Consider the following 7708-nt stretch of genomic DNA (forward strand, 5'->3'; position numbering starts at 1 on the left):
CGACTCCATGCACACTTCTTCCCCCACCCTGGCGCTGGCACTCGGCGGCGCCTTGGCCCTGACCCTCACGGCCTGCGGCGGCGGGTCATCCTCCGACGACACCGCCCCTCCTGCACCAGCGCCGGACACCAAGGTCACGCTGACCGGCACAGTGGTCGTCGACCAGGCCATCCGCAACGCCGTCGTCTGCCTGGACCTGAACAGCAACAGCACCTGCGACGCCAGCGAGCCTGCCTCGGCCCGCACCGGCGCCGACGGCGCCTACACCCTGACGTATGACACCGCGCAGGTCAGCACGACGCAGGTCGCCGCCGCATCGCTGATAGCACCCATGGTGCCCGGAGCCCTGGCCGACGCCAATACCACCATCGACGCCGCCGACACGACGGAGGGCAACACCGCCGCGCGCTACGTGCTGCGCCAGGTGCCAGGCAAGAGCGGGCAGATCAACCCGCTGACCACCCTGGTGGCCGCGGGCATCACCGCAGGCATGACCGAAGCCTCGGCGCGCAGCAATGCCGCCCTGCAGCTGGCGATTGCCCCCGCCAAGATCGACAACTACCAGGACGACGCCCCCACGGCCGGCGTCATGCTCGACAGCGCGCGCAGCATGGCCAAGGTGGTGGCTGCAGGCCTGGAAGAAGGCGCGCCTCTGGTGGTCGGCGACCAGCAGGCGGCGGTCACTGCTACTGCTGGAGATCTGTCGAGCTTCATCTACGCCGATGCGGCCAACTACTCGTACCGCACCATCGACACTATCGCCAAGGCCAGCGGCACGGCAGGGACCACCTTGCGGGACGTGCGCGGCGGTGTCACGGCCGGCTCGCCAACGCCCGCGAGCACGCTCTACAACCAGGCCTACCTGACGGCCACCGGCTGGCAGCGCTGCGACGACACCATCCTGCTGCAGGGCACCGTCGGTACACCCAACCGCAACAGCTTCTGCGGGGTCTTGACGCAGGTCGGCTTCACGGCGCGCGAGGACATCGACACGCGCACCATGTCCAGCGTGGTGACCGCGCTCCAGGCCAACGCCGAGACGAACACCATCAACAACAACGGCGCCTCCACCAGCGACCTGCTCAACGCGGTGGGCACTGCCACCTTCCCCGCCGGCTCCCGGCTGCACACGCGCTACAACCTTTCGCTCGCACAGCCCGTCTTCATCAACAGCATTGCGGCCGATGCGCGGCCTGCCAGCGAAGCGACCCTGGAGCAGATGATCACGGCCCGGCCCGCGTCCTCAGTGGTGCTGAGCACGGGTGCCGGCACCCTGTCCCTGGGCATCTCCAGCGGCCCCGCGCGCTCGCTGCGGGTGGCCTTCACCGGCACGACCAGCGCCACGGCCGGCACCGTGCAGTTCTACGAATGCGACCTCAACAGCACGCAGACCGTGATCTCCAACTGCACGGCCACGCAGACCGGCACGTACTCCATCGCGACCTTGCACGGCGCGCGGGTGATGCGCTTTGCCGGACACGCGCCCACCACCATGGGCCACACCCGCTCGTACTCCGAGGTGGCCAACGCGCCGACCATCGCCAGCGGCAGCCGCGTGTTCCAGACCCGCGAAACCAAGACCGGCGTCGACTTCAACTTCACCGCATCGCGCCGCCTGAACGCCACTGCGTGGGCAGCCCTGCGCGCAAAGCTCGGGATTTGAGCGAGACGGAACACACCCCGCGTGCTGCCAAGGGCACGTTTTCCGGCTCCCTGCGGGGAGCCTTTTTTATGGGCACGCGCTGCAATGCAGGCACACGCACATCCGCAACCCGCAGTGCTTGCTTTACGGAAGCTTTACCTGACCGACAAAACCGCGTGACCCCGCCTCGCGACCATGAGTGGCACCCGCTACTACACTGCCCCCATGAGCTCCCAACTGCTGATGATCGAAGACGATGCCCGCCTCGCGCAGATGGTGGGTGAGTACCTGGGCCAGTCGGGCCTGCAGGTCACGCACCGTGCCGATGGCAAAAGCGGCCTGGCGCAACTGCAAGGGCCCGAGGCCGGTGCGCTGCCCGACCTGGTGATCCTGGACCTGATGCTGCCCGACATGGACGGGCTGGAGGTGTGCCGCCGCATCCGCTCGCTGCAAGGCAGCGCGGCGCAGGTGCCGGTGCTGATGCTGACTGCCAAGGGCGACCCCATGGACCGCATCATCGGCCTGGAGCTGGGCGCCGACGACTATCTGCCCAAACCCTTCGAGCCGCGCGAGCTGCTGGCCCGCATCCGCGCCATCCTGCGCCGGCGCACCGATGGCGGCAGCACGCCAGCCACGCAGGCGCTGCGCTTCGGCACGCTCGAGATCGACCGCGACGCGCGCACCGTCACCGTGGCCGGCCAGCTGGCCGACCTCACCTCCTACCAATTCGACCTGCTCGTGGCGCTGGCCGAGCGCGCGGGCCGGGTGCTGACCCGCGACCAGATCATGGAAGCCGTGCGCGGCCGCGAGCTGGAGGCGTTTGACCGCAGCATCGACGTGCACATGGGCCGCATCCGCGCAGCCATCGAGGTCGATGCGAAGAACCCGCGCCGCATCCTCACCGTGCGCGGTGTGGGCTACGTGTTTGCCAAACAGCAGGACTAGCGGGTGTCCCTGTCCACACCGTTCTCCCGCCGCCTGTATCTGCGCATCTGGCTGGCCGTGGTCGGCGGCATTGCGGTGCTGACGCTGTCCGTGGGCTGGGCCTGGCGCATGGCCGAGGAGCAAAAAGCCCAGAATGCACAGCCCTTCGTGCCCCCGTCGCGCGAGATGGTGCTGCGCGACAACACGGGCAACGTGGTGCTGCGCGGCCTGGCCACACGCCAGCCCAGCGAGCCGGGCGAAGGGGCGGAATTCAACATCGAATCCGAAGACGGACAGCCCTTCGTGCTGCAGATGGCGCCGCGCCAGCCCCGGGGCGAGCGCGGTGAACGGGGCGGCGGCGGCCGGCCCGGCGACGCTTTCTGGACCCGCCCGCCCTTCGGATTTTTGTGGCTGCTGGGCATCGTGGGCCTGGCGGTGGCGATCGGCGTGTACCCCATCATCCGGCGCCTCACGCTGCGGCTGGAGGCGCTGCAGCGCAGCGTGCAGCGTTTTGGCGAAGGCGACCTCTCGGTGCGCGTGCCCGAGCAGGGGCAGGACGAGGTGGCCGACCTGGCGCGCCAGTTCAACGCTGCGGCGGAGCGGGTGGAGAAACTCGTCAAGTCGCACAAGTCGCTGCTGGCCAATGCCTCGCACGAGCTGCGCTCGCCGCTCACCCGCATCCGCATGGGCATGGAGCTCATGGTCGGGCAACAGCCCTCGCCCGCATTCCGCGAGGAGATCCTGCGCAACATCGCCGAGCTGGACCAGCTGGTGGACGAGATCCTGCTGGCCAGCCGCCTGGATGCGCACGAGGCCGATGTGGGCACCGTGGAGCTGGTGGACCTGATCGGCCTGTCCGCCGAAGAATGCGCCCGTGTGGACGCCGACCTGGACGTGAGCGCCAGCCCCGATTCGGTGGACGTGATGGGTGTGTCCAAACTGCTGCGCCGCGCCATCCGCAACCTGCTGGAGAACGCGCGCCGCTACAGTACGGGCGAAATCACCGTGGTGGTCAACCGCCGCCAGGGCCACGCCGAAGTGCGCGTGTGCGACCGCGGCCCCGGTGTGCCGCTGACGCACCGCGAACGTATCTTCGAGCCCTTCTACCGACTGCCGGGCGCCAGCGAACGCGCCGGTGGCGTGGGCCTGGGTCTGGCGCTGGTGCGCTCCATCGCCGGGCGCCACAACGGCACCGTGCACTGCGAGGACCGCGACGGTGGCGGCGCGTGCTTCGTGCTGAGGCTTCCGCTATCACATTGATAGCTGGTAGCGCTTGATGGGCAAGCGGTAGAGGTCTTTTTTACGCTAAAAAAGGCAGTTCAAACCTTTGAATCCGTTCCAAGCCGCTCAATTCTGGTGCTGTGGACGCCAGCGCCACGCCATGACCGCGTAAAGTACCGCCCCCAGCAGCAGCACCGACCCCGCCACGCCCAGCGCCCAGTCGAACCCCTGTGCCCGCGACCCCGCCCGCGCCAGCAGCGCGGCCGCCATGGGCGGGCCGGCGATCTGACCGATGCCGTACAGCGCCGTCATGAGGCCGGTGAAGCCGGCACCCGCCTGCGGCCACTGGTAGCGTGCCTCCTGCAGCGCAAAGAACGTGATGGCCGTGAACGGCAGGCCCAGCAGCAGGCTGCCCAGCGCAAAGCCCGCAGGCCCGGGCCACAGCACGCCCAGCGCCACCCCGCCGGCCTGCAGCACATAGGCCACGGCCAGCAGCCAGCGCCGGTCGCGCGTGGGGGCGATGCGCGTGGACAGCAGCGCGCCCAGCGCGACGCCCGCGCCGAAGATGGGCCAGAACAGGTCGGGCCACACCGAGCCCGCGGGGAGTGCAGCGCGCGCAATGACCGGCAGGAAGGTGGCGGTGACGATGTACCCCAGGCCCGCCAGACCATAGGCGATGGCGAGCAAGGCCCGCTCCGCGGCCGGGCGTGGCGCAGGCACCGAGGCCGCGCCGGTGCTGCCGGGCGCCGCAGCCAGGGGCGCCTCACCCCCTTGGAACACCGCCCAGGCGCCCGCGCACAGCACGGCTGCGAGCAGGCTGAAGGCCGCCCAGCCGGCCGCGGCGCTCCAGCCCGCGGCCACCATGGCACTGGTGGGCAGGCCGGTGATGACGATGCCCAGCCCCGGCCCGCAGAATATCAACCCGCCCCACGCCGGGCGCCCCAGGTGCGCCAGCCGCCCCATGCACCAGTTGGCCGTACCCAGAAACACCAGCGCGCTGGCCACGCCCGCCAGCATGCGCAGCAGCGGCCACACCGCGGGCCAGGGCAGTGCCAGCATGCCGGTGAGCAGCACGGTGGCCACCAGCCCGCCGCGCACCAGCGTGGCGTTGCCCGGCACGCCGCCCAGCCGGCGGCCCAGCCACGGAAGCGCCATGTACAAGAGCGCCCCCGCCAGGTAGCCGGCGTAGTTGGCCGTGGCCAGCCAGCTGCCGGTGGCGATGTCCACCACGCCGTCGTGCAGCATCATGGGCAAGAGCGGGGTGAAGGCGAAACGGCCGATGCCCATGGCGGCTGCCAGCGCCGCCATGCCGGCCAGGGCCACGCGCAGCGCTGCGGCGCCGTCGGTGTGCGGATGATCGGCGGAGGGAGAAAGAGACGCCTGGGTCACGGTGCAGGGTGGCGAAGGGTTGCCACGGGGGTGGAGGGTGCTTATCATCTTAGCAAGAGATTGAATTTTTGTAATTCATACTTTTTAAAGATGGAAAAAGCCCCACCCCTTCTGGACCTGGCCGCCCTCGACATTTTCCGCACCGTGGCGGCAGAGGGCAGCGTCACGCGCGCTGCCGAGCGGCTGTCGCGTGTGCAGTCCAACGTGACCACGCGGGTGCGCCAGCTGGAGGCCGACCTGGGCACGCCGCTGTTCCTGCGCGAGGGCAAGCGCATGGCGCTCACGCCCGAGGGCCAGGTACTGCTGGGCTATGCCGACCGGCTGCTCGCGCTGGCCGAGGAGGCGCGGCAGGCGCTGCAACCCGGCCCGCCCGCCGGCCGCCTGCGACTGGGGTCGATGGAAAGCACCGCGGCCAGCCGCCTGCCCGCGCCGCTGGCGCGGCTGCACAGCCAGTGGCCCGGCGTGGCGCTGGAGCTGACGACCGCTGCCACCCGCGTGCTGGTGGAACGCCTGCGCGCGCACGCGCTCGACGCGGTGCTGGTGGCCTGGCCACCGGGCCAGCCCGCCGACCCGGCCCTGGAAACCCTCCCGGTGTTCACGGAAGAGCTGCTGCTGGTCTTGCCCGCCGGACACCCGCCCGCCGCCGTCCCCGACCAGGTGCAGCCCGGCACGCTGGCGGTGTTCGAGCCCGGCTGCACCTACCGCCGCATCGCGCAAGAGTGGTTTGCGCCCCGGCGGCAGCCGATGCAGTTGCTGGAGCTGGGCTCGTACCACGCCATTCTGGCCAGCGTGGCGGGCGGCGGCTGCGCGGGCATCGTGCCGCGCTCGGTGCTCAGCATCTCGCCGCACGCGGCATTGCTGAGCCAGGAGCCGATCACCACCATCACCACCTTGCTGACCTGGCGCCAGGGCTACCGCTCGGCCGCGCTCGATGCGCTGCAGCAGGTGCTGGTCGACTGACCGCCTTCAGCGCGTTTCCCCCTTTGTTTCCCACTTCATTTCCTTCTTTCTTTCACGGAACGTCACCATGCCCGACCGCAGCCTGCGCACCGCCCTCTCCCTTCGCCTGCCCATCGTGCAGGGGCCCATGACCGGCGCGGACACGCCCGCCCTGGCGGCCGCCGTGTCCGCGGCGGGCGGGCTGGGCACGCTGGGCTGCGGCATGCGCTCGCCAGCGGCCATGGCCGAGGCCGCCGCCGAGGTCCGGCGCCGTACCGACCGGCCCTTCGGGCTCAACCTGTTCGTGCAAGACACCCCGGCGCCAGATGACGCCACCGTGCAAACCGCCCTGGCGCGCCTGGCCCCGCTGTACGCCGAGTTCGGCCTACAGGCCACCGTGCCCGCGCGCTGGTGCGAGGACTTCCGTGCGCAGTTCGATGCCATGGTGGAGGCCCGGCCCGCGGTGGCCAGCTTCACCTTCGGCATCCTCACGGCCGCGCAGGTCGAGCGCCTGCACAGCGCGGGCTGCTACGTGATCGGCACCGCCACAACAGTGGCCGAAGCCCTGGCCTGGGCCGACGTGGGGGCCGACGCGGTCTGCGCGTCGGGCATGGAGGCCGGGGGCCACCGCGGCACCTTTTTGCCCACGGGCCGCGCGCAGGCCGAAGGGCTGGCGCCCGCGGACTCCGCTGTGCGTGCAGGAGCGCCCTCGCAGGCCGACTTCGCCGCATCAATGGTGGGCGTGATGGCCCTGGTGCCACAGTGCGTCGATGCCCTGCGCCCCCACGGCGTGGCCGTGATCGCGGCCGGCGGCATCATGGACGGTCGCGGCATCGCTGCGGCGCAGGCCCTGGGGGCCGAGGCGGTGCAGATGGGCACCGCCTTCCTCGCCTGCGACGAATCGGGCATCGGCCGTGCCTACCGCGACGCCATGGCGAGCGCCATCGCCACCGACACGCGCACCACCCGCATCTTCTCGGGCCGCCCCGCGCGCGGCATCGTCAACCCGATGCTGCAGAAGCTGCACGCGCACGAGACGGACGTGCCCGCCTACCCCGTGCAGAACGCCCTCACCGGCGCCCTGCGCCGGGCCAGCGCCGAGGCCGGCCGCGCAGACCACCTGTCCCTGTGGGCCGGCCAGGGCGTGGCCAACGTGCGCCCTATGCCCGCCGCAGCGCTGGTGGCCGCGCTGGAAGCGGAATGGCGGGCTGCGCTGGCAGCGCAAGCGGCGCTGCTCACAGCGCAGTAACGCTATTGATTTAATAGCTGTTTGCGCTTTCTGGAAAACCGATAGCGGCCCATTTGAATCAAAAATCCCGACGCCAAGGCCAAGGTTTGCGTCGTCTGCGCCTTGGCTTCGACAGGCTCAGCCCGAACGGATGAGGGGCGGGGTTAGAGCCGCGCAGGGTGAGGGCCCCGGCCCTCGCAACTGGCGCGCCCCCAACGCCAGCGCACCCGTGGAGCCGGCTTGTATGGTGGAGGTGTTGGGGTGGAGGGCCTGAATACCGGCTATCGGCTTTGACCGACTGGCGAAGATAGCCCCCACCCCGCCCCTGAGCGTCGATAAGGAACTGAGCCGCACCTCAGCGCCGA

At 70.4% G+C, this 7708-nt stretch carries 6 protein-coding genes; 5 read left to right on the forward strand and 1 reads right to left on the reverse strand.

Going from position 1 to position 7708, the window contains the following annotated elements; genetic code table 11:
- Nucleotides 1–7 precede the first annotated feature (7 nt).
- The 3 genes from ASF16_RS07425 to ASF16_RS07435 all read left to right on the forward strand — a co-directional run bounded on the left by ASF16_RS07425 (nucleotide 8) and on the right by ASF16_RS07435 (nucleotide 3826).
- The gene (locus ASF16_RS07425) at nucleotides 8–1663 is read left to right on the forward strand and encodes a hypothetical protein (protein WP_056164880.1); all 1656 of its coding nucleotides are present in this window, start codon (nucleotides 8–10) and stop codon (nucleotides 1661–1663) included.
- A 204-nt stretch (nucleotides 1664–1867) separates the two neighbouring features.
- Nucleotides 1868–2587 (forward strand): response regulator, encoded by a 720-nt coding sequence (locus tag ASF16_RS07430; protein WP_056164882.1) that lies wholly within the window; start codon nucleotides 1868–1870, stop codon nucleotides 2585–2587.
- Nucleotides 2588–2590: 3 nt separating this feature from the next.
- Entirely contained in the window at nucleotides 2591–3826 is a 1236-nt protein-coding gene (locus ASF16_RS07435) for an ATP-binding protein (RefSeq protein WP_056164883.1), read from the forward strand.
- A gap of 87 nt (nucleotides 3827–3913) precedes the next feature.
- Here the strand turns inward: ASF16_RS07435 and ASF16_RS07440 are convergent, their stop codons facing one another.
- On the reverse strand, nucleotides 3914–5224 hold the full coding sequence (locus tag ASF16_RS07440; protein WP_369817121.1) for a YbfB/YjiJ family MFS transporter: 1311 nt from the start codon (nucleotides 5222–5224) through the stop codon (nucleotides 3914–3916).
- Between the two features lie 42 nt (nucleotides 5225–5266).
- Here ASF16_RS07440 and ASF16_RS07445 point away from each other — a divergent pair, with 42 nt between their 5' ends.
- Together ASF16_RS07445 and ASF16_RS07450 are read left to right on the forward strand one after the other, a co-directional pair.
- Entirely contained in the window at nucleotides 5267–6136 is an 870-nt protein-coding gene (locus ASF16_RS07445) for a LysR substrate-binding domain-containing protein (RefSeq protein ID WP_200926877.1), read from the forward strand.
- Between the two features lie 67 nt (nucleotides 6137–6203).
- Nucleotides 6204–7364, forward strand: coding sequence for a nitronate monooxygenase family protein (locus ASF16_RS07450; protein ID WP_056164885.1), 1161 nt, complete (start codon nucleotides 6204–6206; stop codon nucleotides 7362–7364).
- Nucleotides 7365–7708: the final 344 nt, after the last annotated feature.

Source organism: Acidovorax sp. Leaf78, assembly GCF_001422735.1.
Classification (GTDB): Bacteria; Pseudomonadota; Gammaproteobacteria; order Burkholderiales; family Burkholderiaceae_C; genus Acidovorax.

What these genes read in the sequence shown, in the direction of transcription:
- ASF16_RS07440 (WP_369817121.1), bottom strand. Translation starts at nt 5,224, where the DNA reads ATGATAAGCACCCTCCACCCCCGTGGCAACCCTTCGCCACCCTGCACC.
- ASF16_RS07445 (WP_200926877.1), top strand. Translation starts at nt 5,267, where the DNA reads ATGGAAAAAGCCCCACCCCTTCTGGACCTGGCCGCCCTCGACATTTTC.
- ASF16_RS07425 (WP_056164880.1), top strand. Translation starts at nt 8, where the DNA reads ATGCACACTTCTTCCCCCACCCTGGCGCTGGCACTCGGCGGCGCCTTG.
- ASF16_RS07450 (WP_056164885.1), top strand. Translation starts at nt 6,204, where the DNA reads ATGCCCGACCGCAGCCTGCGCACCGCCCTCTCCCTTCGCCTGCCCATC.
- ASF16_RS07430 (WP_056164882.1), top strand. Translation starts at nt 1,868, where the DNA reads ATGAGCTCCCAACTGCTGATGATCGAAGACGATGCCCGCCTCGCGCAG.